The organism is Halosimplex halobium (genome assembly GCF_051414055.1).
GTDB lineage: Archaea > Halobacteriota > Halobacteria > Halobacteriales > Haloarculaceae > Halosimplex > Halosimplex halobium.
The window spans coordinates 141,389-167,044 of record NZ_JBLKNX010000009.1; the positions used below are offsets into that span (position 1 = coordinate 141,389).

Sequence of the window (25,656 nt, forward strand, 5' to 3'; positions counted from 1 at the left end):
TACCTCAACACTCCGACCAGCCGCAGGACTCGCAGGTCTTGCAGCCCTCGGAGTAGTACAGCGACATCGAACCGCACTCCGGACACTCCGGACTCTCGCCGGCGTCGATCAGCTCCTGCTGGTCGCCCCCGGCGGACTGCCCTGCTTCCGGGCCGGACTCGCCGGCGTCACTCGGTCCGGCACCCATCGAGACGGAGGCGCCGCCGTCCGTCTCCGGCTCGACGGCCCCCACGTCCTGGTTGGGGTTGCTGTCGTCCTCGCCCGCGCTCTCGGCGGCGCGTCGCGCCTCGCGTTCCTCGGCGGTCTCCTCCAGCGTCTGCTGCTGGGGGTAGCCCTTGTCGATCTCGTCGTCGAGATAGCGCCGCAGGGCCGTGCCGATGGCGTCCGGGATGGACTGGATCTGCTCGCCCTTGTCCCAGGCGACCTTCGGACTGCGGATGCCCTGCAGTTCGTCGGCGATCTCGCGGGGGTCGACGCCCGCGCGCAGCGCCGTCGAGATGGTCTTGGCCAGCGCCTCGGTGAACGAAGCCGTGAACCCGCCCGAGTTGCCGATGTTGGCGAACAGCTCGAACGGCCGCTCGGCCTCGGGGTCCTCGTTGATGTTGACGTAGAGTTTCCCGTAGCCGGTGTCGATGCGCTGGGTGACGCCGTGGAGCACGTCCGGCCGCGAGCGCTTCTGTGCGTAGTCGGGCCGCTCGCCGTCGGCGGCGCCGAGGATCTCCTCGGTCTCCGATTCGATGGCCGCCTGGACGGCGTCCTCCTCGAGGAAGGCGTCGAAGCCGCCGAAGACCTCCTCGATCTGGGCGACGACCTCCTCGGCGTCCATGTCGGCGAACTCCGTGTTCTGGGCGCGCGTGGTGAGCACCTGCTTGCTGCGGGTGCCGTCGCGGTAGTAGGTGACGCCCTTGCCGCCGTGGTCGTAGATGTACTCGAAGACCTCCTGTGCGTCCTCGACGGTGGAGTCGTTGGGCGCGTTGACCGTCTTCGAGATGGCGGAGTCGACGCCCTCCTGGCAGGCGACCTGGATCCCCGCGTGTTCCTTCGCGGAGAGGTCACCCGTCGTGACGAACAGTTCCCCGACCGCGTCGGGCACCGTCGAGAGGCCGTCGACGCCGTCGAACTCGTTTTCGGCCATCTGCTCCTGGGCCTCCGCCTTGACGGCCTCGATGTCGAGGTCGTTCTCCTCCAGCACGCGGAGGAAGTAGTCGTCGAACTCGACGAGCATCTCGTCGCCCTGCACGTCGTCGGAGACGTTCTTGTAGTAGGCGACGTTGTAGATGGGCTCGCAGCCGCCGGTGGTGTTGCCGACCATCGAGGTCGTGCCGGTGGGCGCGATGGTCGTCGTGTTGTGGTTGCGCAGCGCGAAGCCGTCGGCCCACTCGTCGGCGTCGAGGCCGGTCTGCTTCTCGAACCACTCGCGGTACTCCGTGGGGTTCGCGAACTTCGAGTTGTCCCACTCCTCGAAGGTGCCCCTGTCCTGGGCGAGCTCGTGGCTGGCCCACTTGGACTCGTGGTTGATGTGGCGCATCAGCTGACGGGCGACCTCGTTGGACACGTCGTCGCCGTACTGCATGCCGAGCTGGATGTACAGCTGCGCCAGGCCCATGATGCCGAGGCCGATCTTGCGCATCTCCCGGACCGTCTCCTCGATCTTCGGCACCGGGAAGTCCGACATCGTGACCACGTTCTCGAGGAAGCGGGTCCCCATCTCGATGCGGTGGTCGAACGCCTCGAAGTCGATGGCCTCCTGCAGGAACGCGTCGACCGCGTCCTCCAGCGAGTCGTACTCGTCGGCGTGTTCGGCCGACCAGACGCGCCAGTCGGGCGCGTCCCGGGCCGCGAGCGTCGAGAGGTTGATGTGGCCGAGGTTACAGGCCTCGTACTCCTCCAGGGGCTGCTCGCCGCAGGGGTTCGTCGCGAGGATGCGGTGGTCGGGGTGTTCCTCCACGTCGAAGGAGTGCTCCTTGTTGACGCGTTCGAGGTAGATGACGCCCGGTTCGCCGTTCTCGTGGGCGCCGTCGACGATACGCTCCCAGATCTTTCGAGCGGGAACGGACAGCACCTCGCCGACCTCGACGTGCTCGCCGAGATCGAACATCTCGTACAGCTCCTTCGTCTCCTCGGTGGCGACGTGGGGCTCGTCGGTCCGCGGGTTCGTGAAGGTGTACTCCTCGTCGTTTTTCACCGCGTCCATGAAGTCGTCGGTGATCCCCACCGAGATGTTGAAGTTCGAGAGGTGGCCCTCGACGGCGTTGCGGAGGTGTTTCGGCACCTTGCCGTCCTCGTCGATGAGCTCGCGTGCCTCCTCCAGGGCGTCGGCGAAGGAGTTGTGCGTGAAGTCGTCCGGGTCGTTCAGCCGGAGCGTGTGCGCGAGTGAAACGTCCTTGTTCTTGGCGTGGATGAACTGGATCACGTCCGGGTGCGAGACGCGCATGACGCCCATCTGCGCGCCCCGGCGGGCGCCCCCCTGCGCGATGGTCTCGCACATCTGGTCGAACGTCCGCATGAACGTGATCGGGCCGGAGGCGATGCCCCCTGTCGAGCCGACTGCGTCCCCGTAGGGTCGCAGCCGCCAGAAGGCGTAGCCCATGCCGCCGCCGCTCTGGAAGACCTGCGCGGCCTCCTTTGCGGTCTGGTGGATGTCGTCGATGTCGTCCTCCGGCGAGTCGACGAAACAGGCCGACAGCTGCTGGAGTTCGTCGCCGGCGTTCATCAGCGTCGGCGAGTTCGGCATGAAGGACAGATCCTCCATCAGCCGCTGGAACTCGTCGGCCGTCGCCTCGACGTGGTCCCGTACCTCCCCGGGCAGCTCCGGGACGACCGTCTCGTAGGCGAACTTGTTGACGTTGTACTGGTCGAGGGTGGTCTCGGCGTCGTCCTCGGCCGTGGTGCCCTTGCCGAAGACCTCCTCCGCCAGTTCGTCCCGGCGCGGATGGTCGGGCTTGAGCTGGTCGGGCGTGACCGTGACCTCGACGCCCTGTTTCTCGGCCTCGTAGACGGCCTCCGCGAGCGCGATGTTCTTCGCGACGCGGTCGAAGAGATCCTCCTGCTCCTCGATCAGTTCCCCGTCGGCGCCCTTGCGAAGATAGCGCGCGGGCAGAATGTTGTGGTACGCGTTCCCCGTGAGCCGCTCCTCCAGTGTCTCCCCCTCGGTGCGCTTGATCGGCAGGTCGATGTCGTCGACCCCGAGATCGCCGCTACTCATGTGTCGCGCCCCTCCCACGAACGATACCGGCGCCGGATCGAGAGCGTGTCCGCTGTGGCCTCATACCTATCATCTGTGACGGAAATTCTGTTTGTCTGGGTCCCAAATAACCCTTTGGTTTGCGGGTATTCGTCGTTCGATTCATGTGTCCGAAACCGGAGAAGTCGCGTCGCTACGTGCCTCTCCGGCGATGTAACCGCGCGTTCCGTGTCATACGGCGAGTCCCTCTTAAACGTAGGTGGACCGAAGTGAAAGTAGTTCCGTCCGTCCCCAAACCGGGTGATGGCGGCCGGATCTGCAGTGGAAGTGATCGGGGGTTTCGGCTGGAGATCGGGGTTGCCCGCCTCTGATCGTCGTCGACCGCGAGTTCGGGTTCATGTGTATAATTGTTCTTATATAATCGGGTAGGTGGTGTCGGTGCGGGCTCCGGTCCGGTGATTCGGGAACGGGTCGATTATTTATATAAGAATTCTGGTTATTCTGGAGATCGGCGGGCGCGTGGCCGGGAGGGCGGAGGGATCAGCCGCGCGGGACCGAACGACGGATGTGACAAGCGGGTGGGGCGTACTCGGGACCGAACCGGCAACCCAGATCGGGATCCTGAGTCACTTCGTTGTCCCAGAGAGAAACCGTCCGGTGAACCACCGGCTTGCGAGGAAGCCCCGTCCGGAAAGACAGGTGGGTCCGCAGACCGGGGTGACCTGAATCCGTTGAATGGGTCACCCCCGAACGCTTATTCGGCAGTGCGCGTTACCATCGTTCACATGGCTAGTTCCACGCGCGACGGCGATCTCGACCGGGAAGACGAGATCCGGATGTGGCGCGAGGACGACGGGTGGGTCATCACCGACGTAGAGACGGGAGTGACCACCCAGGGTGAGACCCGGGAGCACGCACTGGAGATGCTCGACGAAGCGGTCGCGCTCCACAAAGGGGAGATCGGGCGTGAACCGACCGACGACGAACTCCGAGAGTTGGGTATCGATCCGGAAGACAACACCACCGGCGACGAAGAACTGCCGGAGTTCATGCAGTAGATGGGTCGGCGGACTTTCTCCGGGATGGAAGTCGTGAAAGTGCTGGTCAACGTCGGTGATTTCGAATGGCGTCGAACGGTCGGCGACCACGCACAGCTCTACTACGAACACCCCACCAACGAAGACGACAGGCGCCAGGTCACGGTCCCAGTCCACGACGAACTCAGGGTCGGAACGCTTCGAGACGTTGCCAGCGACGCGGGTGCGGAGGACTTCGACGCGTTCTGCGACTGGATCGATCGCAACCCATAGTTCGATCCTGTCACCGCTGCGGTCGTTACCTTCAGTTACCATCTCGTTACCGCCGCTTGCGAGAATATTCGAATTAGACCTCGAACAATCGATAAATCAAAGACGGTTCGGAGGGTCCACTGGAGTTCGTGCGGGTTGCGCCATTTTAAATAGGGCCGGATACAGACAGTGTGACAATGGACCGGGACGAAATTGATGAGTACGTCCAGCGGTGTCAGCAGCTCATCGAGTCTTCACCGCAAATGGACGAGGAGAACACGAAGGTCAAACTTGTCCAGCCGTTTCTCGAACTACTCGGCTGGAATCTATACTCTACTGAGGTTGCCCTGGAATACACGATTCCGATGGCTTCGGGAAGTACTCACGTGGACTACGCCCTTCTCGTCGGTGAATCGCCGGTTGTCTTCGTCGAAGCCAAACCGGTCCGCTCCTCGCTTACGGATACCGAAGTTCAGCAGCTCCGGAGCTATATGCGACAAGAACTCGATGTGGACTGGGGAATCTTGACGAACGGAAAATCGTTCGAGGTTTTGACCAAGAACCACCACCAAAACGGGGGCGAAGAAGTGTCCGTCGTTCAGTTTGACCTCGATGACCTCGCGGAGAATCCCGAAGTACTGGAACTACTTACGAAGGAGTCGATTCGTTCAGGCAAATCTGACGAGATCGCTGAACAGGTCGCAGAGACAAACCGAGCGATTCGCTATCTACAGGAAAACGAGGACAGCGTCACTGAGTCGATCTCCAAGGCCGTGGAAAATGAAGTGGGCGAACTCACAATCGACGTTGAGGAACAGTCCCGGGAGTTTGTACAAAGTCTTGTTTCTGTGCTTCAGGAGCAACGTCAGTTCGTTGGTGAGCCTTCACAGTCAGACTCTCCAGGCACAGAGCAACGAGAGAACAACAACCAGTCTACCACGGATAGTGTAGAGAAAGAACTGAGAAGGGAAGGATACGTGATACGATTTTCGGACGGCAAGGTGATCCCAGACTCCGGTGATCAAACACACACGCAACAGAAGCAGAATATGGGGGAGGCAATCGACTATCTGATCGAGGAATACGATTTGATTGATGAAATCGATATTCCGCATTTTCCGCCCCATGCGCAGAAAAATTGCTCCATCAACACTGAGCCAGTGCATCCAAATGGAGAGGACATGAGGATACCGTACGAACTGTCCAACGGATATCATCTCCACACGTCACTCAATGTCCGAGCGAAAAAGAGCCGTATTCGTGATCTTGCAGACTATGTCGGACTGTCCGTTGAATTCCTTGGGAACTGGTAGCTCCGAAATTTATTTGCTATGTCCGCGCACCGGAGGCGCGCGGTTCACCGGACGCGAGGGAGAGAAGCGACCGACGCGTCCGGCCTATCTCGTGAGCAGAGCGAACGAGACCTCGTCAGAGCTTGCTCTGACGGTGTTTTCACCCATGTTTTTGCGGGCGGGGTTCCCCGCAGCGAGCCGGAGGCTCGCGAGGAAACCCCGTCCGGAAAAAGATGGTAGTGGACTCGCGGGGATTTGAACCCCGGGCCTCTTCCTTGCGAAGGAAGCGATCTGCCACTGATCTACGAGCCCGCGTGTATCGCTCGCAGCGCAGAGGGGATAAGTCCTGCGCGTGAGAGCGGCTTCGGGAGACAGTCACACGGCGGCGCCGCGTGGCGGCCGGGTGACTGCGACGGCGACGGCCGTCGCCCCCTCTAGTCCTCGAGGACGATCTCGATGGAGACGTCGTTCGGGACCTGGATCCGCATCAGCTGGCGCAGCGCGCGTTCGTCGGCGTCGATGTCGATGAGCCGCTTGTGGACGCGCATCTCCCAGTGTTCCCACGTGGCCGTCCCCTCGCCGTCGGGGGACTTGCGGGTTGGGACCTCGAGCGTCTTGGTCGGCAGCGGGATCGGCCCCGACAGCTCGACGCCGGTCTTGTTGGCGATGTCGCGGACCTCGCCGCAGATCGAGTCGAGGTCTTCGGGGCTGGTGCCGGCCAGCCTGACGCGTGCTTGCTGCATGAGTTACTCGCGCTCGTTGACCTGCATGACCTGGCCGGCCGCGATGGTCTGACCCATGTCGCGGATGGCGAAGCTGCCCAGCTCGGGGATCTCGTTGGCCGACTCGATGCTGAGCGGCTTCTGCGGGCGGATGGTGACGACGGCGGCGTCGCCGTTCTGGATGAAGTCCGGGTTCTCCTCCTCGGCCTCGCCCGTCGCGGGGTCGATCTTCTGGTCGATGGACTCGATGGTACACGCGACCTGGGCCGTGTGGGCGTGGAAGACCGGGGTGTAGCCGGCGGTGATGACCGACGGGTGCTGCATCACGACGATGCGAGCCTGGAAGGTCTCGGCGACCGACGGCGGGTCGTCGGCGGGGCCACAGACGTCACCGCGGCGGATGTCGTCCTGGCCGATGCCGCGGACGTTGAACCCGACGTTGTCGCCGGGGCCGGCCTGCGGGACCTCCTCGTGGTGCATCTCGATGGTCTTGACCTCGCCGCCCACGTCGGAGGGCTGGAAGCTCACGTTGTCGCCCGTGTTGAGCATGCCCGTCTCGACGCGTCCGACCGGGACGGTCCCGATACCGGAGATGGTGTAGACGTCCTGGATGGGGAGTCGGAGCGGCGCGTCCGTCGGCGGCTCCGGCTCCGGCAGCTCGTTGAGCGCCTCCAGGAGGATCTCGTCGTCGTACCAGTCCATGTTGTCGGAGCGCTCGGCGACGTTGTCGCCCTCGAAGGCCGAGACCGGGATGAACTTCGCGTCCTCGGTGTCGAAGCGGACCTGGTTGAGCAGGTCCTCGACCTCCTCGACGACCTCGTGGTAGCGGCCCTCCTCGTAGTCGGCGAGGTCCATCTTGTTGACGGCGACGATCATCTCGCCGATGCCCAGCGTGCGGGCCAGGAAGACGTGCTCCTGGGTCTGGGGCTGGACGCCGTCGTCCGCGGCGACCACGAGCACGGCGTTGTCCGCCTGGGACGCGCCCGTGATCATGTTCTTGACGAAGTCGCGGTGCCCCGGACAGTCGACGATGGTGAAGAAGTACTCGTCGGTGTCGAACTCCTGGTGGGCGATGTCGATGGTGACCCCGCGCTCGCGCTCCTCGGCGAGGTTGTCCATGACGTAGGCGAACTCGAAGCCGCCCTTGCCCTTCTCCTCGGCTTCTTCCTTGTGCTGTTCGATGACGTGCTCGGGGACGCTGCCGGTCTCGTACAGCAGTCGCCCGACCAGTGTGCTCTTCCCGTGGTCTACGTGGCCGATGATGGCCAGGTTCTGGTGCGGTTTGTCCTCACTCATTGTATCTCACGCGCAGAGGCGCTATGTGGGAAGCCTTTGGCGGTTAGTGTTAAAACCATTTCGATAGCGACTCCACGCGATCCCGGCGCTGTCTTGCGATTTGCCAACCGCTCCCACGGACCGCGAGCGGTCGACGGACGACCGGTGACCGGAAGCCGTGCGGTCGGGACTGTCCCGGCCGGGCCGAAAAGAGAGCGGGTGCGGTTCAGTCGCCGTCCAGCCGACCCACGTCGGCCAGCACCGCGCTCGCCGTCTCGGGGCCGCCCGCACCGCGCCCGGAGATGTTGAGCCGGCCGGCGTGTTCGGTCTCCAGCTGGACGATGTTCTCGGTGCCTGTCACGGCGAGCGTGCCGTTCTCGGGGACGAGCCGCGGGCCGACGCGTACCTCGCCGTCGGACGTGACCTCGCCGATGAGCCGGACGGTCCGGCCGTCCTCGGTCGCCAGGTCCAGGGCGCTCCCGGGGATTTCCTTGATCCCCTCCACCTCGGCGTCCGCCAGCGTGTACTCGCGGTCGTCGCCCGCGAGGACGTTCGCGACGATGACGCACTTCAGCGCCGCGTCGGTCCCCTCCACGTCGAAGGCCGGGTCCGCCTCGGCGACGCCCAGGTCCTGGGCCTCCGCGAGGACGTGCTCGTAGTCGAGCCCCTCGGCGGCCATCCGCGTGAGGATGAAGTTCGCCGTCCCGTTGAGGACGCCGCGGGCGGCCGTGATGTGGTCGGGGTCGAAGTCGGCGATCGTCGAGAGGACGGGCATCGCGCCGCCGACGGTCGCCTCGAAGAGCACCTGGCCCTCGCTCGCCCGTTCGAGGTCGCGCACCTCCCCGTAGCGTTCGGCGACCGGCCCCTTGTTGGCGAGGACGACGTGGCGGTCTCGCTCCAGGGCGGTCCGGACGTGGCCGAAGCCCGGCTGGGCGTCGCCCAGCGTCGTCGGCGTCGCCTCGACGAGCGCGTCGTACGCGCCGTCCAGCGCGTCCTCGGGGTCGTCGCTCCCGACCGCGCCGTCGGTCCGCTTGGACTCCAGGGCGGTCGCCACGTCGATCCCCTCGGGGTCGACGGCGGCCGACGAGGAGTCGGCCAGCGCGGTGACGGTGTGGCCGTAGTCGGCGGCCAGCTCCGCGACGGAGGCGCCGACGGCGCCGGCGCCCAGCACGGCGAGTCTCACGCCGCATCACCCGCCGTGAGCGGCTCGACCAGCCGCAGGTCCTTCTCCGCGGCGATCTCGCGCAGCGCCGCCAGGGTCGACTCGGTCTCCCCCTCCTCGGTGGCCAGCCGCAGGCGCGCGCTGGAGACATCCTCGGTCCCCTCGGGCGCCGACAGCGAGAGGTCGGTCACCGTCGCCTCCGTCGTCTCGCGGATGCGCGAGAGGGTGTGGGAGAGGTCGCTGTCGACGATGTGCCCCGAGAGGACGATCGTCACCGACTCGCTGTAGTGTTGCGTGCCGGCCTGGATGACGTTGATGCCGGCGTCGCGGAGCGCGTCGACGATCTCGTCGAACCGTTCGGGCGTCGCCTCCAGGTCGACCTCGACGGGGATGTGACCTCTCGGCGTGAGGTTGCCCCGCTCGTGGAAGATCGAGAGGAGGTTCCCGCCGTTGTCGGCGATCGGGTGCAGCGCCCGCAGGAGCTCGCCCGGCTCGTCGACGAGTTCGAGCCGAACTGTGTAGGCCCGTACCTCGTCGGTCGAGTCGCTCATCGCCCGATCACCTCCCTGGTGCGCTCGCGTGCGCTCATTAGGGGAACGTCACAGGGGGCGGCTATATCAATCCGGTCATTCCGGTCGTCCGTCGCGGACGTTCCCGGCCGTATTGCGAGCCCGGCCGCGTCGCGCTCCCGGTCCGGTCGCGGGCCGTCGCGGACGAGTGGCCCGCCGCTCGCGGGCGACCGATACTTATTACTGACATGTCCGTGTAGACGACGATGGAATGCCCTCCATACCGACAGGCACACTGAGTAGTACAGCGGCCAAGGCGGTCGTCGTCGTCGCGTTCCTCGCGGTCGGCGGCGTCGCCGCGGCACAGATGGGCGCGATCGACGGGATCACGGACTCGCGGGACTCCGCCCTGCTGGAGCCGGTCCCCGACGGCGTCGACAGCGTCGCCGTCTTCGACGCGAGCGTCATCGAGTCCGACACCGCCGAACGGCTCTACGCGACCGGCTACAACGCCACCGTCGGCTCGGTCAACCAGTCGGCGCCCGCCGGCGACGACGGGGCGATGGACGACGGGATGACCACCGCGCCCTCGCCGGTCGAGATGGTCCCGGCGAACCTGACGGGCGCGTTCGACCAGGTCGAGAACGAGACCGGCCTCGACCCGCGTGCGGCCGAGCAGGTCATCGTCTACAGCCAGCGCCAGGCGAACTTCACGTCGCCGCCCTACCAGGGCGCAATCGTCGAGGCCGACTGGGCGAAGTCCGACGTGGTCGCCGCGGTCGAGGAGGAGGCCAACCGGTCGTACCGCAACACGACCGTCGACGGCGTGACCGTCTACAAGCCCGAACCGCGCGAGGAGGAGAACGTCACGACGTTCGGGCCGCCCGAGCCCGACCAGTGGGTCGCCGTCCTCGGTGACGGCGAGTACGTCTTCGGGACCGAGCAGGCCGTCGCCGATGCGGTCGACGTGGAGGTCGGCGACGCCGACCCCGTCGACGGCGACCTCCGCCGCGCGTTCGACAGCACCCGCGACGGCTACCTCCGCTACGCCCAGACCTCCCAGAACGTCAACGTCACGCGGATCAACGAGACGATGGGCCAGTCGACCGGCCTGAACGTCACCGCGTACGCCGAGGCGTACAACGACCTCCACATCACCTCGGGGACCTACTACATCGCCGACGACGGCGAGACGCTGGGTACCGAGTCGCGCATCCTGACCAACTCGACGGACACCGCCCGGGACGTGAAGGACCTCGCGCAGGGGTTCATCTCCATCCAGGCCGGTGCCATCCAGAACGAGACGCTCGAGTCCGAGCTCCGCGCGACCGAGGTGACCCGTGACGGCACGACAGTCACCGTCTCGCGCCAGACGGACATCGAGACGGCCGAGACGCTCATCCGCTGGTACGCGGACATCCTGACCGGCGGCCAGGGCGGCGCGGCGACCGGCGTCGCGTCGGGGACGACCACCGCCGCGGCCGCGGCACAGAGCGCTTAAGACGGCCCCCCGTCTCGCTCTTCCCGAATGGTCGCACCGCTCCTCGAGAAGGAACTGTTCTGGCTCCGCCGCAACTGGCGAGCCGTCGCCGTCGTCTTCCTGCTGGCGCCGGCCCTGTTCGGCGTCGCCACCGCGTCGTTCGACCGCACCGTCCCGCAGGACGTGCCGGTCGCGGTCGCACCCGCCGACGACGCCGTGACGGAGGACGAACTGCAGGCCGTCGCCGGGCTCGCGCGGACGGTCTCGGCGCCCAGGCAGTTCGACTCGCCGGAGGCGGCGACGACCGCGCTCCACCGCGAGCGGGTCTACGGCGTCCTCACCGTCGGCCACGGCCTCTACGAGTCGAGCGCGAACGTCACGCTCTCGCTGGCCGTCGACGGCGGGATGGTGACCTACGTCGAGCCCTCCCGGGCGGTGACGGGGACGCTCCGCGAGCGGGCGGGCGTGTTCCCGTCGACCGTCACCGTCGAGCGGCGGGTCGTCGGCGCCGAGCGGACACTCCCCGAGTTCCTCTTCGCGACCGGACTGGTCTACCTGCTCGCCATCTACGCCTTCACCTACGTCCCCTACCACCTCGCCCGCGAGCGGCGCGTGTTCGACCGCGTGCGCGTGGAGTCGTCGCTGTGGGCGCTGCTCGCCGCGAAGGCCGCGCTGTTCGCCGCGCTCGGCGCCGCCGCGCTCGCGAGCATGGGGCTGGCCGGCGTCGCCCTCGGGTATCGAGTCGCTCTCCTCGACCCGGCGGCGCTCGGCGTCCTCGGGCTGGTCGGCGCCACGCTCGTCGCGGTGAGTCTCGGCGTCTCCTTCGCCACCCGCTTCTCCGTCGCCGGCCGGTTCGTCAACGTCGCGCTGCTGGGGGCGGTCGTCGCCTTCTCGAACCCCGTCTACCCGACAGGGTTCTTCTCGGCGGTCCGCCGGACTATCGCGGGCTGGAGCCCCGTCTACCACACGACGGTCGTCGTCCGGGCGCTCGTCCTGAAAGGGCTGTCGCCCGGGTTGTTCACCGACCGCCTGCTCCTGCTCGGCGGCGTCGCCGCGGCGGCGGCCTGCTGGCTCGCGGCCAGCGTCGTCGCCTACGAACGGGGGGGTCGCGATGGGTGACGGCGTCGAGGGAGTCGACCGCGACCCCGACCGCGAGATCCGTCTCGACGGTGTCGTCAGGCGCTACGACGGCGTCACGGCGCTCGCGGGCGTCGACCTGCGGATCGCGGCCGGCGACCTGCACGCGCTGGCCGGTCCGAACGGCTCGGGCAAGTCCACACTGCTATCGCTCGTGCTCGGCCTCGACCGACCGACCTCGGGGACGATCACCCGCCCGGAGGGCCGGATCGGCTGTGGCTTCCAGACCCCCAGCGTCTACCCCGACCTGACCGTCGACGAGAACCTGCGCGTGTTCGCTAGCATGGACGAGGCCGGCGACGAGTGGCTCGCCACCGTTCGTTCGGAGCTGGGGCTGGACGAAGTGCGCGACCGCGTCGCCGGCGACCTCTCCGGCGGCTACCAGCGCCTGCTCGACGTGGCCCTGGCGTTCGTCCGCCGCCCCGCGTTCGTCCTGCTCGACGAGCCGCTGGACGAGCTCGACGACGCCGCTCGCGAACGCGTGGTCGAGTTCGTCGCCGACTACTGCGGGGACGACCGGACCGTGGTCGTCTCGACGCACCACCTCGGCGCCTTCGGCCCCTCGCTCGACCGGCTGACCGTCCTCGCCGACGGGGACGTGCGCTTCGACGAGCGCGTCGACGGGACCGACGACTACCGGGCGGTCTATCGCGACCTGGTCGAGTGACCCCGGGCGGCTCCTCGGCCGTTCGCGAAATCCTCTTCAAACGCGTGCGCCGCCCCGGAGGCATGGGGGTGCTCTCGAAGCTGAAGAAACTCCTCGGCCTCGCGGAGAAACACGACGACAGGATCGCGAGGGCGGTCAGCAAGCGCACCGACAGGGTCGACGAGAGCCAGGTGAGAGACGCGGTGAACACCGCGGCGTCGAAGGCCCGAGAGAAAGACGAGTAGGGCGCCGACGGAGAGCCGTCCCTGTGGCAAGTCGTTGAGTGCACAGAAGAGACGGAGAAAGCAGAGAGGCGGAAGAACGTCCGCGCGCCGCAGGCGCGCGGAGCGCGCCGAGGAAACCCGGGCGGGAAAAAGATGGAAACTAGATGGTCTAGAAGTAGTCGACGGCCTCGGGCAGTTCCTGCTTCATGCCCTTGCGCTCGCGGATCTCCATGATGGTCTCGCGCTGGAGGTTGTCGGCCATGACCTGGAAGCCGGCGTTCTCGGTGTTCCAGGAGGCGCGGCCCTCGGTGGCGCTCCGGATGTCGCTGGAGAAGCCGATCATCTCGTCGACGGGCGCGACGCCCTCGACGACCATCAGGTCGCCTTCCTGGTACATGTCGTCGACGCGGCCGCGGCGGCCCTGGATCTCGCCGGAGGCGGCGCCCATGTGGTCGTTGGGCACGTCGATGCGGACCTCCTGGATCGGCTCCAGCAGGCGCACCTCGGCGTCGATGAGGGCGTTGTGGATGGCCTGGCGGGTCGCCGGGATGACCTGGGCCGGGCCGCGGTGGATGGCGTCCTCGTGGAGCCGCGCGTCGTGGAGGCGGATGAGCGAGCCCTGGACCGGCTCGGCGGCCAGCGGGCCGTCGTTCAGGGCCTCCTCCATCCCTTCGAGGACCAGCTCCATCGTCTCGTTGAGGTGCTGGATACCCTTCGTGTCGTCGATGATGACGTTGGTGTTGTGGATGTGCTCGACGTTCTGGGAGGTGTCCTTGTCCATGCCGGCCTCCTGAAGCGCCTCGCGGCGTTCCAGCTCGGGCATGTCCATGGAGGCCTCGCCGTGCTGGATGGCCTCGACGATGTCCTCGTCGAGCGGCGTCACGGTGATGTAGAAGCGGTTGTGACGGTTCGGGGAGATCCCTTCGACCTCGCGGCTGCTCTCCTGGGGGGCCTCGCGGAAGACGACGATCGGTTCGCCGGTGTTGATCGGGATGCCCTGGTTGCGCTCGATGCGCTGGCCGATGACTTCGAGGTGGAGCTCACCCTGGCCGGAGATGAGGTGTTCGCCGGTGTCCTCGTTGATCTCGATCTGGATGGTCGGGTCCTCCTTGGCGACCTGCTGGAGCGTCTCGATGAGCTTCGGCAGGTCGTCCATGTTCTGGGCCTCGACGGACTTCGTGATGACCGGCTCCGAGATGTGCTCGATGGACTCGAAGGGGGTCATCTCGACCGAGGAGACCGTCGAGCCGGCGATGGCGTCCTTGAGGCCGGTGACGGCGGCGATGTTCCCGGCGGGGACGCGGTCGACCTCCTCGCGCTCGCCGCCCATGTAGATACCGACGGACTGGACGCGGTTGGTCCCGGCGGTCCCGGAGACGTACAGCTCCTGGCCCTTCTCGAGCGTGCCCGAGAAGACGCGGCCGGCGGCGATCTCGCCGGCGTGGGGGTCGATCCCGATGTCGGTGACCATCAGGACGACCTCGCCGTCCTCGTCGACCAGCTGCATCGTCTCGGCCACGTCGGAGTCGGCGTCGCCGCGCCAGATGCGCGGGATACGGCGGGGCTGGGCGTCGATGGGGTTCGGGAAGTGCTCACAGACCATGTCGAGCACCACGTCGGCCAGCGGCGTCCGCTCGTGGAGCTCCTGGCGCTTGTCCGCGCGTTCGAGCTCCATGATCTCGCCGAAGTCCATGCCCGTCCGCTGCATCGAGGGCATCGAGACGCCCCACTTGTACAGCGCCGAGCCGAAGCCGACGGTCCCCTCCTCGACGGAGACCGTCCAGTCCTCGTCGATGTCCTCCATCTCCTCGGTCATCCCGCGGATGAGTTCGTTCACGTCGCGGATGACCGAGAGCAGGCGCTCCTGCATCTCCTCGGGCCCCTCCTGGAGCTCGGAGATGAGGCGGTCGACCTTGTTGATGAACAGGGTCGGCTTGACGCCTTCACGGAGCGCCTGCCGCAGGACGGTCTCGGTCTGGGGCATCGCGCCCTCGACCGCGTCGACGACCACCAAGGCGCCGTCGACGGCGCGCATCGCGCGGGTCACGTCACCGCCGAAGTCGACGTGGCCCGGCGTGTCGATGAGGTTGATGAGGTGGTTGGTGCCCTCGTACTCGTGGGTCATCGAGACGTTGGCGGCGTCGATGGTGATGCCGCGCTCCTGCTCGTCCTCCTCGGTGTCCATCGCGAGCTGCTCGCCCGCGGTGTCGTCGGAGATCATGCCCGCGCCGGCGAGCAGGTTGTCCGTCAGTGTCGTCTTCCCGTGGTCGACGTGAGCCGCGATGGCGATGTTCCGGATGTTCTCCGGCTTGTCCATCAGCGTCTCACATTCCTGTACGATTTTCTTACGTCGGCCCATTATACGGCACTCTATCAATGGGGGCGTCAAAAGGGTGCTGTTTCAGTTTGCGTGCGACAGGATGGAGCACGCAAACCGAAGCACGTGAGAGGACGACCGGAGGGAGGACTCTCCCGGCGTTTCCACGTGAGCGTGGCACCACCACGCGAACACGGAAGCTCGACAGACGGCGGCCATCGGGGAGCCGTCTGCGGTGTTTCCACGTGAGAGTGTCACAGACATCCGAACGTGGAAGGTCAGCAGTCTCGATAGCGGCGGTAGTGGTGAATTCGTCGTCTGTCGTAGTAAGGTATAAAGATCGTCGAACCAAACGGGATGATGATGGCCGACGCTCGCTACAAATGTCCCGAATGTGGCACGGAACTGAGTTACCAGACGACCAAGCACAACGGCTGTTCCGGGTGCGGATTCGTTCCGGCCCACGGCGCGGAGTAATCGACCCGGCGTCCGGACCGACGCGTTCGACCAGCGACGAACGGGGCCGGTGCTCACACTCGTCTCCGCCTCCGTGACCGGCCCCGCTCACCGGCCCACGGAGAGTCGGGCGTAGACCACAGTAACTGCCCGCAAGAGTCATACGCCAGTAACCCCTGCCTACGTGCGTATGGACGTGCGAGTGCGCGGCCCCGGCCCGGAGGGTCCGATTCTCGGGGCGCGCGACCTGTTCGAGACCGAACGGACGCTGGAGCGACCGGTCACCGTCGAGATACGCGAGGACCCCGACGAGCGGACGCGCGTGAGCCACGACGAGGAGGGCCACCTGTTCGTCATCTCGCGGCAGGCGGCCACGTCGGCGATGGCGCGGGAACTCGCCCTCCACGAGTTCGCCCACATGCACCACTACGAACGGGACCACCCCTCCCACACCCAGTCGATGGAGGAGGTGATCTTCCTCGCGCTGGCCGGCCGGTCGGTCGAGCGCCGGAAGCTCACCCACTGCTACCAGATCGCCAACCATATGAAGGACATCTACGCCGACGACGTGTGGCTGGAGGTCGCCCCGGCCGACAAGCTCGTGGCCTTCCTCGAATCCAGCCTCGCCGCCGCCGTCGCGGACCGACCGCGGGACCCGCCCGCGTGGGACCGGCTTACCCCGGCGGCCGACCCGGACATCACCGCGGTCAACGCCGCCTTCGCGCTGGGGCTGGTCGAACGCCACGACCTGGTCGACGACGACCACCGGATCTACGACCTGGCGCACGCTGCCGCACAGGACGCCCCGGAGATCGACGTGGCGGCGTTCACCCGCCAGTTCCGGACGCTCGCCCGCGACCCCGACGACAGCGAGTACCGGAAGGCGCTGGTCGACGTGACCCGCGCCTACGCGACCGGCGGCGAGCGGGCCGCGGACTGACCGGAGACCGGAGCGGCTCGACGCCGATATCTACTCCTGAGTCAACCGGACGAGCACGTCGTCGCGCTCGCGGGGGAACTCACCCTTCGCGCGGCCGTCGCGGTTGGAGGTGATGACGTAGACGTCCCCGTCGGGTGACTGTTCGACGTGGCGGATCCGGCCGAGTTCGTTCTTCATCGTGGTGTGGACCGTCGCGGTGTATGCCTGGTCGGCCCAGTCGCCGGTGACCTGGGCGTAGGCGTTCTCGGCCGGCGGGAGCTCGCCGCCCTCGGGGGTCAGCGTCGTGACGACCAGCTGCTGGCTGATGAGTCCGCCTGTGACCATCCGGTTCCGCAGGGCGGGCACTTTGTCGCCGGTGTAGAACAGCGAGCCCGTGGGTGCGAAGCTCGTGGCACGGGTGTTGAACAGCGGCGGGTGGAAGCCGCTGCCGGGGTAGTTGTCGGGCTTGAACACCTCGGGCCAGCTGTAGTTGTCGCCGGCGACGAGCCGGTTGAACTCGTCGCGACCCGTGGGCCCGTGCTCGGAGTTGACCGGCGTGCCGTCGGGGAGCCAGACGATCCCCTGGGGGTTGCGGTGACCGTAGGTGAACACCCGCGGGTCGGCGCCGTCGCCCAGGTCGGGGTTGTCCGGCGCGGGGTCGCCCGAGGGGGTCACGCGGAGGATCTTCCCGGCAAGGGTCCCGGGGTCCTGGGCGTCCTCGGGCTGGCCGCCGTCGCCGCAGGTGATCCAGAGGTAGTTGCGCGGGCCGAAGGTGATCCGCCCGCCGTTGTGGTAGTTGTTCGCCGGGATCTCGTCGACGACCGTCCTGACCGGCTCGCCCGGAGCCTCCGACTCGACGTCGAAGGCGGCCACCTTGTTGTACTTCGTCCCCTCGTCGTTCGTGTACGTGTAGTAGACGAAGATGTGCGAGGGGTTCGGGAAGGTAGGGTGGACCGCGATACCGAGGGTCCCGCCCTCGCCGCCCTTGACCCACCAGGGTCGCTTGTCCGACCCGGGTTCGATGGAGCCGGCGTCGATGGCCCCGGCCGGCTCCGCGACTGTGCGCACGTCCTCGCCGTCGAACCGCAGGACGCGACCGACCCGCTCGGTGACGAACATGTCACTGTCGGGCGTGAACGCGATGTCCCAGGGGATCTCCAGGTTCTCGACGAGGACCTCCGTCCCCAGGGACGCCTCCAGCGGCGAACTCCTCGGCGCCTCCCACTCGGGGTCGTAGCCCGACCACTCCTCGATCGGGCGGCCGACGACCGGCTCCGGCGTGGCCGTGTCGCCGGTCGAGCCGTCCCCCGCGTCGCCGTCGGATCCGTCGCTACCGTCCGCACCGCTGTCGCTGCCATCGCCGCCATCGTCGCCGTCGCGGCCGCTTCCGCCGTCGGTCGGCGTCGCCGTCTCGGTCGAACAGCCCGCCAGGCCGGCGACGCCGGCGGCGGTCAGGGCGAGAAAGCCGCGCCGGGAACGGGGAGGGGCCGCCGCGTCGCGCTCGGTCGAGTCGGGGTTCATACCCGGTTCCTATTACGCGACCGGAATGAATCTTCCGGGAAGGCGGGCGACCAGCGGCCAGGCCGCGAGCGCGACGCCCAGGGCGGTCGCGAGGTAGTCCCGCCGCCGGAGCGCCAGCGCGGGTAGCGTCGGGTTCCAGGCGAAACAGCGCGCCCGCAGCGCGAGCGTCAGCCGGTCGGCACGCAGAAAGGATCGCTGGAGGCTCCGGGTCAGGATCCGCTCGACCCGGTCGCGGAGCGGCCGGCGCTCGCCCGCCCGCGCGTGGACCGCCTGCCGGGTCGCCCGCACGTCACGAAGGACCACCGGGAAGAAGCGGAAGACCAGCCCGACGCCGACGCCGAACAGTCGGCCGACCTTCCCCGGGACCGTCAGCTGGATGGCCGCTCGCGTCTCGCGGACGGGCGTCGTCCGCACGTAGACGGCGCTGGCGAACACCACCGGGACGACCCGGGCGACCGACCGCAGCGACTCGACGGCCGGCCCGACCCGGAACCACGGCTCGCCCAGGGCCACGCCGCCGACGAGCGGTCCGACCGAGAGAAACAGGAAGACCGGCCAGTAGGCGCGGACGACCCGCAGGGGGGAGAGCCGGCCGGCCGCGAGCGCGGTCAGGGCGACCGCGCTGCCGACGGCGAACCCCCGCACGGTCGGGTCGCCGAACACGGCGATAGCGAGCCCGAACTGGACGGCGAGTTTCGCCCGCGGGTCGAGCCCGTGGGCGAGCGAGTCGCCCGGCTCGTAGGTCAGCATCGCGGGTCGCGAACCCCGACCTCGTCCAGCCGGTCCAGCGCCGCCGGCGTCGGTTCGTCCAGCACCAGCCGGCCGTCGGCCATCCCGACCACGCGGTCGACCAGCCCGACCACGTCGCGCAGGTCGTGGGTGACCACGACGAGCCCGGTCCCGTCTGCCGACAGCGTTTCGAGGCGGGCCAGCACCGACTCGCGGGCCGACCGGTCGAGCCCGACCAGCGGCTCGTCCAGCACGAGGTGGTCGGGGTCCATCGCCAGCGCGCCCGCGATGGCGACTCTCGCCTGTTCGCCCCCGGAGAGGCGGTCGATCCGCTCGTCGCCGCGGCCGCCCATGTCGACCGATTCGAGCGCCTCGTCGACCCGCCGGTCGATCTCAGCCCGGTCGAGGCCGAGGTTCTCCGGGCCGAACGCCACGTCGGCGCCGACCGTCCCGGCGACGAACTGGTCGCGGGGGTTCTGGAACACCATCCCCACGCGCGTCCGGGCGTAGACGGGCTCGTCGGTCACGTCCCGGCCGTCGACGCGGACGGCCCCCTCGTCGGGTTCCAGCAGCGCGTCGAAGTGTCTGACCAGCGTGGTCTTGCCGCTGCCGTTGGCGCCGACGACCGCGAGGGCCTCGCCGTCGGCGACCGATAGCGAGACGCCGTCGACGGCCGCGACATCGCCGTAGCGGTGGACGAGCCCCTCGGTCTCGATCATTCCCGGAGGGCGACGGCGCCGCCCTCGACGACGGCGACGGCGACGAACACCTTCACCACGTCCGGCGGGACGAACGGCGCCATGATCCCGGCGGCCGCGCCGATCGAAACCCCCAGCACCTCGGCCATCCACGGGAGCCCGACCGCGTAGACGACGACCAGCCCCGCGAACACGGCGGCGAGTTCGACCGGCACCGACAGCTCGGAGACGGGCCGCGGCTCGACCCCACGGTGGGCGATGGCCCCGACGACGACCGCCGAGATCGCGAACCCGACGAGGAAGCCCCCGGTCCGGCCGCCGAAGTAGCCGATACCCGCCGCGCCGTTGGCGAACACCGGCGCGCCCGCCGCGCCCGCGACCAGGTACAGCGCCATCGCGAACCCGCCCCACAGCGGCCCGAGCAGCAGTCCCGCGAAGAAAGGGCCGAACGGCTGCAGCGAGAACGGCACCCCGACGCTCGGGATCGGGATCGACAACTGGGCGAGCGCCGCCGTCAGCGCCGCCAGCACGGCCGCTCCCGCCAGGTTCCGCACCGTGTTGTCGTCCACCAGATCGACTGATTCGTACTCCTGTGCCATACCTCTCCGTGCCCCGTCAACCGGTAAATAGACACTGGTTTACGACACATCGGATACGTTCGGTTCGGACCGGGATCGGTTCCGGCCGCCGCGAGCGGGGGATTTACAGCGGTTGCGAGGCGAAAGCCCACCCGTTCACGGGTGGGATGAAGCCGACAGCTGGGAATCTCTCCACGATCGTAGCTACGGCCGGGTTTGGATGCCTACATAACATCTTTAGGTGAGTGTCTTCTATATACTGACGATGCCTCGTGGGTTCGACAGGGAGCGTACCACCGTCCACAAACTCCAGTACCACTTCATCTGGTGTCCGAAGTACCGCAAGTCGGTGCTCGAAGGCGAGGTACGCGACCGTCTCGAAGAACTCATCGAGGAGAAGGCCGACGAACTCGGCTTAGAGATACTGGAGTTGGCGATTCGCCCCGACCACGTACACTTGTTCATCACGGGCGACCCGACGCTCGCCCCGAATAAGATAATGCAACAGGTCAAGGGATACTCCTCGCGCAACCTCCGCGACGAGTTCGACTTCGGCTTGCCGTCGCTGTGGACGCGCTCATACTTCGTTTCAAGCGCAGGCGACGTATCCAGCGAGGTTATCGAGGAGTACATCGACGCCCAAGCGGGTGAATAGCCATGCAACGGACCGTCTCGACTACAGTGCGGGTCAAACTCCACTCACTGACCAACAGGAAAGCCGACCTGCTCGCCCGTGAATACGAGGCGTTCCAAACCGAGGTACACGGCGGAGACGCCGACCTCTACTCCGCAACCGACCAACAGGCGTCGAAAGTCCAGCGACAGAAAGACCCAAATCCTGACACGGAACAACCCGTCGTTCTCCGCAACGACGTGTTCGACGTGTCCTACGACGAGGAAACCGTTCTCTCGTCGTGGTGGGTGAAAGTCCCTGTCTACGACCCCGAGCGTGGGCGGGGCAACTCCATCTGGTGCCCCGCCCACGTCCCGCGAAAGGACGCACAACTCGTCCGCGAGGGCGATATTCGGGACAGCGAACTGGTGTGCCGTGACGGTGACTGGTACGTCCATCTCGTCGTCAAACGGTCTGTGACCGTCCAAGACGAGTACGACGACGTGCTGGCCATCGACATGGGCGCACGGTGGGTCACTACCTGCGCGTTCCTCTCCGACCGCAAGACCACCTTCTACGGCGAGGAAGTTCGTCGCATCCGCGAACACTACAAGCAACTCCGAAAGTCCATCGGGAAAGCCAAACCCCGACAGGGACAGCAGGTGGTCGAACGTATCGGTGACGCGGAAGCACGGAAGGTGAACGACCGCCTCCACAAGATTGCTCGCCAAATCGTGGAGGATGCTGAGGAACGGAACGCGATCATCGTTGTGGGCGACCTGGGTGGGATTCGCAAAGACAACGACAAGGGGCGGTACGTCAACGACAAGACCCACAAGATGCCGTTCGCCCGTCTGCTAAACTACATCGAGTACAAGGCCCACGACGCGGGCATCGACGTGCAGTTGGTCGAAGAATACGACACGTCGCAAACGTGCAACCGCTGTGCCTGCGAGGGCGTCCGTGAGACGCAAGGACGCTTCAAGTGTCCCGAATGTGGGCTGGACGACAACGCGGACAAGAACGGTGCGCTGAACATCGGCAAACGAGCCTTGGGCAAGTTCTCGAAACCGCTGTCCGAGGCGGGGGCTGGACTGGCACAGCCCGAAACGCAGGTCATCGTCCACCGTGACGACGAACCTGCGAACTTCCCGCTACTCGTGGATTCAACCCCCAGTGGGGGAACCCCACGGCTTTAGCCGTGGGAGGATGTCAGGAGACGGTCTCGGCCGCGCTCGAACTCGGCTACCGGCACGTCGACACCGCCCAGATGTACGACAACGAGAAGCAGGTGGGCCGCGCCATCGCCGACTCGGACGTGGACCGCGACGACGTGTGGGTCACGACGAAGGTCACGCCGGGCAACGCCCGCCGGGCGGACGTGGTCGAGAGCACGAAGGCGAGCCTCGACAGGCTGGGGACGGACTACGTCGATCTGCTCCTGCTCCACTGGCCGAATCCCCTCGTCTCCTTCCGCGACACCGCCCGCGGCATGGCCGAACTCCGCGACGACGGCCGCATCCGCCACGCCGGCGTCAGCAACTTCCGCCGCTGGCGCCTGCGCCGCGCCCGCGAGAACTCGACCGTCCCCATCCTCGCCGACCAGGTGCGCTTCCACCCCTTCTACTCCCACGGCGCCCTCCGGGAGTACTGCGGGAAGGTCGATACCATGCTGACCGCCTACAGCCCGCTCGCCCACGGCGGCCTGCTCGACGACCCCGTCCTCGCCGAGATCGGCGAGCGCTACGACAAGACCCCCGCCCAGGTCGCGCTCCGCTGGGCCACCGGGTTCGAGAACGTCTGCGTCATCCCCAAGACCACCTCCCGCGAACACCTCCGGCAGAACGCCGCTATCTTCGATTTCGAACTCACCGACGACGAGCGCGACCGGATCACCCGCCCCTCCTATCTGAAGTCCACCGGACTGTTCCTCCGCAACGAGATGGGTTTCTGAGGGCGATAGACCGGAGTTCTCTGCGGTGGCGCGCGCTGGAGCGCGCTTTTGTGCGCGCGACGATAGCCGCGCGAGGGATGAGCAGCGCAGTTTGCGAGCAGCGCAATCGGCTGGGGAGGTTCGTGGTCGTCTGCGGTTGCTGTGCAGGGCGTTGCGGTCGCGGTGCTCTCCTGGCGGACTGAAAGGGCGAGGCGCGCTCGCGCCGAACGGGGAGTCGCTGGGCGGGTACTACCCGAGCGTAGCGAGGGTATCCCGCCCAGCGACCGCGAGCGCGTCGAGGGCTTTCAGCGCTCACCGTCGAGTGCAGTCGGGTCGGTACAGCGCTCACCGGCGAGTGTGTCACCGGTCGGATCACTCCCGTTCGGACTCCAACTCCTCGACGCGCTCCCGCAGTTCGTCGATATCCCGGCCGCGACGCAGGACACGCTTCAGGAAGACGCCGACGAGAAGCGCCACGGGAACCGACACCGCGGTCGCGAACAGCAGGACGGTCAGCAGTTCCGCGGAGCCGCCGGACTGGAGGGGGACCACGACCGACGGTGTGACCGTCGGCCGCTCCGAGTTTGCGAACGCGAACGCACTCGGTCAGGCCACTCTACCCGCCAGCGAGTCGGCGGCGTCCAGCCGGCCCGCCACGAACGCCCGCAACGCCGCCCCGTAGTCCTCCCGACCGCTTTGAGCGGGCATCTCGGGGTCGTGGACCAGCGTCAGCTCCCGCATCGCGAAGGCGGCCCGGTACAGCTCCCGCCGGACGGGGAACCCGGGGCCGAGTCGCCGCTCGCTCGCGTAGCCGTCGTAGAGCGCGCGACGGAGCGACCCGTACCGGTCGGCAGACACCGGCCGCCCGAGGAGGTCACGCTCCGCCCAGACGAGGTCGAAGCCGCCGGGCGCGGCCTGGGCGAGTTCCCAGTCGAGCAGCGTCGCGACCCCGTCGCCGTCGAAGAGAACGTGGTCGCCGCTGGCCTCCCCGTGGACGAGGACCGGCCGACAGTTCGCGAGCGCCGCCCGGTGGGACTCGACCGCCGAAGCGACAGCGGCCCCGGTGTCGGCCGAGGCCGTCACCGCCAACTCGTCGGCCCACCGCTCGACGAACCCGCCCAGTCGCGTCGGCCAGTCGACCGGCTCCGCGACCGCGAGCGGCCGCCCACTCCGTTCCAGCGTCCCGTGGCCGTCGAACCACCCCTCGGTTGCGCCGTGCAGGCGGGCCAGCCACCGCCCGACCGAGCGGAGTCGGTCCTGACGGCGCTCCGCCGGGTCGCGGTCGGCACAGGTCTCGCCGTCGATCCACTCCAGCAGGAGATAGCCGTCGCCGGAATCGATCACTGCGGGAACCCGGCGGTCGGTCCGCTCGGCGACGGCCCGCTGGACCGCGGCCTCGTGGGCCAGCGTCGCGGGCTGGCAGTCGGTCAGCTTGCAGGCCGCCCGCCGCCCGTCGACCGTCGCCTCGAAGACGGTGTTGCGGTCGCCGACGCGGACCCGTCGGTGAACGGTGTAGTCGTCGAATGCCGATGCGAGCGTCTCGCGGAGCGTGGATTCCGTCGTCATGGGTTGGACGCCGCGTGGCGTGCGGCGGCCGGCGACGGCCGCGCCCGGACCGGCCGAGCCACGGCTGTCGCCCCTGAGAAGACGGAGAAGCGGAGAGAGATTACCGGGCAGCGGCGGCGACGCGTTCCTTCTCTTCCTTCTGGTTGACGGCGTAGGCGGAGACGTCGTCGTTGGCGGCCGCGGTGAGCTGGTTGGCCAGCGCCTCCTCGGCGTCGGTCGGCGTCTTGAACGAGTCGCTGTAGACGCCCTCGGCGATGAACTTCAGGGCCTGGTCGACGCGGCGCTGGGGCGCGACGTCGACGGCCTTCGGGACGGAGATGCCACCGTACTTCAGGCGGACGGTCTCCTCGCGGGGGGCGGCGTTCTCCACGGCGGAGACGAGGACCTGGACGGGGTTCTCGTCGGTGCGCTCGTGGACGATGTCGAAGGCGTCGCGCGTGATGCGCATGACCTTCTGCTTGTCGCCGGTGTTCTCCTCGGTCTGCATGAGCCGGTTGATCAGCCGCTCGACGATGCTGATCTCGGACTTCTGGAACTGCTTGCCGGCGTGGCGGCCCATCGTGTGGGCGATGGGCGTGACCGTGATGTAGCGCTCGGTCGAGGGGTCGGAGTACTCGATGTCGGTGACCTCCCACTCGCCGAACAGCTTGGCGGGCGCGTCCTCGTCGTCGGTCCCGGCCGGGGCGTCCGGCTCGGGCGCTTCGTCGTCAGCACTCATGGTTATCGGACCGGTTTCTCCGCGTTACCGCGAACGAGTTCGATCATCGAGACGCCGTTGACTTTCTCGACCTTGTAGTTGACCCCCGAGAGGTCGCCCATCGCGCGGCCCTTCGCGCCGCCGATGCCGGCGATGGTGACCTCGTCGTGCTCGTCGATGAACGAGATGGCGCCGTCACCGGGACAGAACGCGGTGACCTGCTTCCCGTTCTTGATGAGCTGGACCCGCACGCACTTGCGGATCGCGGAGTTGGGCTGTTTCGCTTCGATGCCGACCTTCTCCAGGACGATACCGCGGCCCTGCGGCGCGCCCTCCAGCGGGTCGGACTTCTGTCCGAGACCCCGCTCGCGGCGCGCGTAGTCGGAGTCGGACCACCGATGCTGTTGGCGGTCCTTCTTCAGTTTGCGGGCGGCGTATTTGCCGTTCGCCATAGTGGCCGTGGATACCCGACGGAGGTACTTAAGCGTCCTCTTTCGGCGCGTCGCCTGTGACGCTCCCACGTGACCTGCCCGCCCCGGTTTCCGACGGTTCCACGTCGCCGGTTTTCCCCGCTGGCTCCGCCTCGTCGGTTCCGTCGTGCCGGTTCCACCTCGCCGGTCCCGTCGCTTCGGGTTCCCCGATGTCGGTCCCTCGCCACAGGCGGGCACTGTCGTCCCGTCTCCCCGCGGTATCCGGACGGTCCGGGGAA

At 67.4% G+C, this 25,656-nt stretch carries 25 protein-coding genes and 1 tRNA gene; 11 read left to right on the forward strand and 15 right to left on the reverse strand.

Annotation, left to right across the window (positions count from 1 at the left end; translation table 11 throughout):
* Positions 1-4: 4 nt before the first annotated feature.
* Positions 5-3,205, reverse strand: a complete 3,201-nt coding sequence (locus tag ACMGFG_RS11090; RefSeq protein WP_436930396.1) for an adenosylcobalamin-dependent ribonucleoside-diphosphate reductase — start codon at positions 3,203-3,205, stop codon at positions 5-7.
* A gap of 764 nt (positions 3,206-3,969) precedes the next feature.
* Here ACMGFG_RS11090 and ACMGFG_RS11095 point away from each other — a divergent pair.
* The 3 genes from ACMGFG_RS11095 to ACMGFG_RS11105 all read left to right on the forward strand — a co-directional run bounded on the left by ACMGFG_RS11095 (position 3,970) and on the right by ACMGFG_RS11105 (position 5,786).
* Positions 3,970-4,242, forward strand: coding sequence for a type II toxin-antitoxin system HicB family antitoxin (locus ACMGFG_RS11095; protein ID WP_436930397.1), 273 nt, complete (start codon positions 3,970-3,972; stop codon positions 4,240-4,242).
* Entirely contained in the window at positions 4,243-4,494 is a 252-nt protein-coding gene (locus ACMGFG_RS11100) for a type II toxin-antitoxin system HicA family toxin (protein WP_436930398.1), read from the forward strand. It abuts the gene before it with no gap.
* Between the two features lie 176 nt (positions 4,495-4,670).
* Positions 4,671-5,786 (forward strand): type I restriction enzyme HsdR N-terminal domain-containing protein, encoded by a 1,116-nt coding sequence (locus ACMGFG_RS11105; RefSeq protein ID WP_436930399.1) that lies wholly within the window; start codon positions 4,671-4,673, stop codon positions 5,784-5,786.
* A gap of 219 nt (positions 5,787-6,005) precedes the next feature.
* Here ACMGFG_RS11105 and ACMGFG_RS11110 read toward each other — a convergent pair.
* From ACMGFG_RS11110 to ACMGFG_RS11130, 5 genes are all read right to left on the reverse strand, one after another.
* Positions 6,006-6,077, reverse strand: a tRNA-Ala gene (locus ACMGFG_RS11110).
* 122 nt (positions 6,078-6,199) lie between these two features.
* Positions 6,200-6,508, reverse strand: coding sequence for a 30S ribosomal protein S10 (rpsJ, locus tag ACMGFG_RS11115; protein WP_135364173.1), 309 nt, complete (start codon positions 6,506-6,508; stop codon positions 6,200-6,202).
* 3 nt (positions 6,509-6,511) lie between these two features.
* Positions 6,512-7,783, reverse strand: a complete 1,272-nt coding sequence (gene tuf, locus ACMGFG_RS11120) for a translation elongation factor EF-1 subunit alpha (protein ID WP_436930400.1) — start codon at positions 7,781-7,783, stop codon at positions 6,512-6,514.
* Positions 7,784-7,988: 205 nt separating this feature from the next.
* Positions 7,989-8,945 carry a homoserine dehydrogenase gene (locus ACMGFG_RS11125; RefSeq protein WP_436930401.1) on the reverse strand — a complete coding sequence of 319 codons (957 nt, stop codon included), beginning with the start codon at positions 8,943-8,945 and terminating at the stop codon, positions 7,989-7,991.
* Positions 8,942-9,475, reverse strand: coding sequence for an amino acid-binding protein (locus ACMGFG_RS11130; RefSeq protein WP_436930402.1), 534 nt, complete (start codon positions 9,473-9,475; stop codon positions 8,942-8,944). Before ACMGFG_RS11130 ends, ACMGFG_RS11125 begins: the two co-directional genes overlap by 4 nt.
* 229 nt (positions 9,476-9,704) lie before the next feature.
* Between ACMGFG_RS11130 and ACMGFG_RS11135 the strand changes: the two genes are divergently transcribed.
* The 4 genes from ACMGFG_RS11135 (at position 9,705) to ACMGFG_RS11150 (ending at position 12,941) form a co-directional block, all read left to right on the forward strand.
* Complete coding sequence (locus ACMGFG_RS11135) at positions 9,705-10,934, forward strand: hypothetical protein (protein ID WP_436930403.1); 1,230 nt, start codon at positions 9,705-9,707, stop codon at positions 10,932-10,934.
* 27 nt (positions 10,935-10,961) lie between these two features.
* Positions 10,962-12,032 (forward strand): ABC transporter permease, encoded by a 1,071-nt coding sequence (locus ACMGFG_RS11140; RefSeq protein ID WP_436930404.1) that lies wholly within the window; start codon positions 10,962-10,964, stop codon positions 12,030-12,032.
* On the forward strand, positions 12,025-12,717 hold the full coding sequence (locus ACMGFG_RS11145; RefSeq protein WP_436930405.1) for an ATP-binding cassette domain-containing protein: 693 nt from the start codon (positions 12,025-12,027) through the stop codon (positions 12,715-12,717). The genes ACMGFG_RS11140 and ACMGFG_RS11145 overlap by 8 nt, the downstream gene beginning before the upstream one ends.
* Before the next feature lie 62 nt (positions 12,718-12,779).
* Positions 12,780-12,941 carry a hypothetical protein gene (locus ACMGFG_RS11150; protein ID WP_436930406.1) on the forward strand — a complete coding sequence of 54 codons (162 nt, stop codon included), beginning with the start codon at positions 12,780-12,782 and terminating at the stop codon, positions 12,939-12,941.
* A gap of 148 nt (positions 12,942-13,089) precedes the next feature.
* On the opposite strand, the gene ACMGFG_RS11155 is transcribed toward ACMGFG_RS11150, so the two are convergent.
* Positions 13,090-15,279, reverse strand: coding sequence for an elongation factor EF-2 (locus ACMGFG_RS11155; RefSeq protein ID WP_436930407.1), 2,190 nt, complete (start codon positions 15,277-15,279; stop codon positions 13,090-13,092).
* Positions 15,280-15,883: 604 nt separating this feature from the next.
* Between ACMGFG_RS11155 and ACMGFG_RS11160 the strand changes: the two genes are divergently transcribed.
* Positions 15,884-16,633 carry a DUF5781 family protein gene (locus ACMGFG_RS11160; protein ID WP_436930408.1) on the forward strand — a complete coding sequence of 250 codons (750 nt, stop codon included), beginning with the start codon at positions 15,884-15,886 and terminating at the stop codon, positions 16,631-16,633.
* Positions 16,634-16,663: 30 nt separating this feature from the next.
* Here ACMGFG_RS11160 and ACMGFG_RS11165 read toward each other — a convergent pair whose 3' ends face one another.
* Genes ACMGFG_RS11165 through ACMGFG_RS11180 form a run of 4 tightly spaced genes read right to left on the reverse strand, consistent with a single transcriptional unit; the run spans position 16,664 to position 20,159 of the window.
* On the reverse strand, positions 16,664-18,133 hold the full coding sequence (locus tag ACMGFG_RS11165) for a PQQ-dependent sugar dehydrogenase (protein WP_436930409.1): 1,470 nt from the start codon (positions 18,131-18,133) through the stop codon (positions 16,664-16,666).
* A gap of 12 nt (positions 18,134-18,145) precedes the next feature.
* Complete coding sequence (locus ACMGFG_RS11170; protein ID WP_436930410.1) at positions 18,146-18,883, reverse strand: energy-coupling factor transporter transmembrane component T family protein; 738 nt, start codon at positions 18,881-18,883, stop codon at positions 18,146-18,148.
* Positions 18,877-19,581: an energy-coupling factor ABC transporter ATP-binding protein gene (locus ACMGFG_RS11175; protein WP_436930411.1), complete on the reverse strand. Its 705-nt coding sequence runs from the start codon at positions 19,579-19,581 to the stop codon at positions 18,877-18,879. Before ACMGFG_RS11175 ends, ACMGFG_RS11170 begins: the two co-directional genes overlap by 7 nt.
* Entirely contained in the window at positions 19,578-20,159 is a 582-nt protein-coding gene (locus ACMGFG_RS11180; protein ID WP_436930412.1) for a biotin transporter BioY, read from the reverse strand. Before ACMGFG_RS11180 ends, ACMGFG_RS11175 begins: the two co-directional genes overlap by 4 nt.
* 244 nt (positions 20,160-20,403) lie before the next feature.
* Here ACMGFG_RS11180 and tnpA point away from each other — a divergent pair, with 244 nt between their 5' ends.
* The 3 genes from tnpA to ACMGFG_RS11195 are packed head-to-tail and all read left to right on the forward strand — an operon-like array spanning position 20,404 to position 22,705.
* Positions 20,404-20,793, forward strand: coding sequence for an IS200/IS605 family transposase (tnpA, locus tag ACMGFG_RS11185; protein ID WP_436930413.1), 390 nt, complete (start codon positions 20,404-20,406; stop codon positions 20,791-20,793).
* Positions 20,794-20,795: 2 nt separating this feature from the next.
* Entirely contained in the window at positions 20,796-21,950 is a 1,155-nt protein-coding gene (locus ACMGFG_RS11190) for an RNA-guided endonuclease TnpB family protein (RefSeq protein WP_436930414.1), read from the forward strand.
* 2 nt (positions 21,951-21,952) lie between these two features.
* Positions 21,953-22,705, forward strand: coding sequence for an aldo/keto reductase (locus ACMGFG_RS11195; protein WP_436930415.1), 753 nt, complete (start codon positions 21,953-21,955; stop codon positions 22,703-22,705).
* 351 nt (positions 22,706-23,056) lie between these two features.
* Here the strand turns inward: ACMGFG_RS11195 and ACMGFG_RS11200 are convergent, their stop codons facing one another.
* The 4 genes from ACMGFG_RS11200 to ACMGFG_RS11215 form a co-directional block, all read right to left on the reverse strand.
* On the reverse strand, positions 23,057-23,236 hold the full coding sequence (locus ACMGFG_RS11200; protein WP_436930416.1) for a hypothetical protein: 180 nt from the start codon (positions 23,234-23,236) through the stop codon (positions 23,057-23,059).
* Positions 23,237-23,290: 54 nt separating this feature from the next.
* The gene (locus ACMGFG_RS11205; RefSeq protein ID WP_436930417.1) at positions 23,291-24,250 is read right to left on the reverse strand and encodes a phosphotransferase; all 960 of its coding nucleotides are present in this window, start codon (positions 24,248-24,250) and stop codon (positions 23,291-23,293) included.
* Between the two features lie 100 nt (positions 24,251-24,350).
* Entirely contained in the window at positions 24,351-24,968 is a 618-nt protein-coding gene (locus ACMGFG_RS11210) for a 30S ribosomal protein S7 (RefSeq protein WP_436930418.1), read from the reverse strand.
* Between the two features lie 2 nt (positions 24,969-24,970).
* Complete coding sequence (locus tag ACMGFG_RS11215; protein ID WP_006885266.1) at positions 24,971-25,399, reverse strand: 30S ribosomal protein S12; 429 nt, start codon at positions 25,397-25,399, stop codon at positions 24,971-24,973.
* Positions 25,400-25,656 lie beyond the last annotated feature (257 nt).

What these genes read in the sequence shown, in the direction of transcription:
- ACMGFG_RS11175 (WP_436930411.1), bottom strand. Translation starts at nt 19,581, where the DNA reads ATGATCGAGACCGAGGGGCTCGTCCACCGCTACGGCGATGTCGCGGCC.
- ACMGFG_RS11190 (WP_436930414.1), top strand. Translation starts at nt 20,796, where the DNA reads ATGCAACGGACCGTCTCGACTACAGTGCGGGTCAAACTCCACTCACTG.
- ACMGFG_RS11205 (WP_436930417.1), bottom strand. Translation starts at nt 24,250, where the DNA reads ATGACGACGGAATCCACGCTCCGCGAGACGCTCGCATCGGCATTCGAC.
- tuf (WP_436930400.1), bottom strand. Translation starts at nt 7,783, where the DNA reads ATGAGTGAGGACAAACCGCACCAGAACCTGGCCATCATCGGCCACGTA.
- ACMGFG_RS11090 (WP_436930396.1), bottom strand. Translation starts at nt 3,205, where the DNA reads ATGAGTAGCGGCGATCTCGGGGTCGACGACATCGACCTGCCGATCAAG.
- ACMGFG_RS11105 (WP_436930399.1), top strand. Translation starts at nt 4,671, where the DNA reads ATGGACCGGGACGAAATTGATGAGTACGTCCAGCGGTGTCAGCAGCTC.
- ACMGFG_RS11180 (WP_436930412.1), bottom strand. Translation starts at nt 20,159, where the DNA reads ATGGCACAGGAGTACGAATCAGTCGATCTGGTGGACGACAACACGGTG.
- ACMGFG_RS11130 (WP_436930402.1), bottom strand. Translation starts at nt 9,475, where the DNA reads ATGAGCGACTCGACCGACGAGGTACGGGCCTACACAGTTCGGCTCGAA.
- ACMGFG_RS11095 (WP_436930397.1), top strand. Translation starts at nt 3,970, where the DNA reads ATGGCTAGTTCCACGCGCGACGGCGATCTCGACCGGGAAGACGAGATC.
- ACMGFG_RS11135 (WP_436930403.1), top strand. Translation starts at nt 9,705, where the DNA reads ATGCCCTCCATACCGACAGGCACACTGAGTAGTACAGCGGCCAAGGCG.
- ACMGFG_RS11215 (WP_006885266.1), bottom strand. Translation starts at nt 25,399, where the DNA reads ATGGCGAACGGCAAATACGCCGCCCGCAAACTGAAGAAGGACCGCCAA.
- ACMGFG_RS11165 (WP_436930409.1), bottom strand. Translation starts at nt 18,133, where the DNA reads ATGAACCCCGACTCGACCGAGCGCGACGCGGCGGCCCCTCCCCGTTCC.
- ACMGFG_RS11150 (WP_436930406.1), top strand. Translation starts at nt 12,780, where the DNA reads ATGGGGGTGCTCTCGAAGCTGAAGAAACTCCTCGGCCTCGCGGAGAAA.
- ACMGFG_RS11170 (WP_436930410.1), bottom strand. Translation starts at nt 18,883, where the DNA reads ATGCTGACCTACGAGCCGGGCGACTCGCTCGCCCACGGGCTCGACCCG.
- ACMGFG_RS11160 (WP_436930408.1), top strand. Translation starts at nt 15,884, where the DNA reads ATGGACGTGCGAGTGCGCGGCCCCGGCCCGGAGGGTCCGATTCTCGGG.
- ACMGFG_RS11210 (WP_436930418.1), bottom strand. Translation starts at nt 24,968, where the DNA reads ATGAGTGCTGACGACGAAGCGCCCGAGCCGGACGCCCCGGCCGGGACC.
- ACMGFG_RS11145 (WP_436930405.1), top strand. Translation starts at nt 12,025, where the DNA reads ATGGGTGACGGCGTCGAGGGAGTCGACCGCGACCCCGACCGCGAGATC.
- ACMGFG_RS11140 (WP_436930404.1), top strand. Translation starts at nt 10,962, where the DNA reads ATGGTCGCACCGCTCCTCGAGAAGGAACTGTTCTGGCTCCGCCGCAAC.
- tnpA (WP_436930413.1), top strand. Translation starts at nt 20,404, where the DNA reads ATGCCTCGTGGGTTCGACAGGGAGCGTACCACCGTCCACAAACTCCAG.
- ACMGFG_RS11100 (WP_436930398.1), top strand. Translation starts at nt 4,243, where the DNA reads ATGGGTCGGCGGACTTTCTCCGGGATGGAAGTCGTGAAAGTGCTGGTC.
- rpsJ (WP_135364173.1), bottom strand. Translation starts at nt 6,508, where the DNA reads ATGCAGCAAGCACGCGTCAGGCTGGCCGGCACCAGCCCCGAAGACCTC.
- ACMGFG_RS11155 (WP_436930407.1), bottom strand. Translation starts at nt 15,279, where the DNA reads ATGGGCCGACGTAAGAAAATCGTACAGGAATGTGAGACGCTGATGGAC.